Consider the following 553-nt stretch of genomic DNA (forward strand, 5'->3'; position numbering starts at 1 on the left):
TTCTATCGCCGCATCGATGACACCTTCGCTTAGCGAGTTAAAGTTATGCGATTTCCAATAGTTACGTGCGCCCGGAGTAAGCAAGGGATCAAACGCTTGTTGCCATGCAGCAAATGGTTGTACGCCAACATGCTCACCATGTGCGTCACCAAAATCTCTGAGTGGAGCAATTAGATTTTCACCCTCGGATGGGTCGCCTGCATAACATATCGCCAGTACGACAACCTCTTTACCGTGAACGCTTTCAGGTAAGAATGGGAGTGGCGGTGCTTTACGACTCACCATCCAGACACTTAACTCTTCTGGTGCAGATTCGGTGAATTTTGCAAACTGCGTGATGATCGATTTAGCTTGATCAAACGGGAAGACAATCAAACCACTCAGTACTTCAGGGCCAATGGGATGCAATTGGAATTCAAACTGCGTAACAATGCCAAAATTACCGCCGCCTCCGCGCAGCGCCCAGAAAAGATCCTCGTTTTCTGTTTCACTGGCAAGCAATTGGCGTCCGTCGGCAGTAACGACGTTTGCAGACACTAAGTTATCTATCGTC

The 553-nt window shown here is 48.3% G+C and carries 1 pseudogene; it reads right to left on the reverse strand.

The annotated features are described in order from the left end of the window. Positions 1–537: pseudogene (locus R7R78_RS28690) on the reverse strand (FAD-binding oxidoreductase); the annotation flags it as partial. Between the last annotated feature and the right edge of the window lie 16 nt (positions 538–553).

The sequence above is a fragment of the Vibrio sp. 2134-1 genome, assembly GCF_033339495.1.